This window comes from Acinetobacter sp. ESBL14 (assembly GCF_036668815.1).
In the GTDB taxonomy this organism is placed as follows: Bacteria; Pseudomonadota; Gammaproteobacteria; order Pseudomonadales; family Moraxellaceae; genus Acinetobacter; species Acinetobacter gyllenbergii.
This window is the reverse complement of the sequence record NZ_JAZEVS010000098.1, coordinates 1-217: the sequence shown is the minus strand read 5'-3', so window position 1 is coordinate 217 and position 217 is coordinate 1. Positions and strand designations below refer to the sequence as shown.

At 49.3% G+C, this 217-nt stretch carries 1 protein-coding gene; it reads left to right on the top strand.

All coding sequences use genetic code 11. The features are described from left to right. The coding region (locus tag V6E90_RS21795; RefSeq protein ID WP_332606448.1) for a hypothetical protein at positions 1–217 on the top strand (217 nt) is incomplete at both ends.

Here is a 217-nt window from a genome sequence, read left to right as displayed (position 1 = left end):
AACACCTCATTACCAAGTACAGGTACGGTTTCTACAGATGTGACTGCACCGATTGTGACGGTGGATGATGATCTGAGCAACGATGCAACTCCTGCATTGACGGGTACCGTGAATGATCCAACAGCCACGATTGTGGTGACTGTGGATGGTGTGAACTATCCAGCGGTGAACAATGGTGATGGTACTTGGACCTTGGCGGACAATACTTTACCGACCT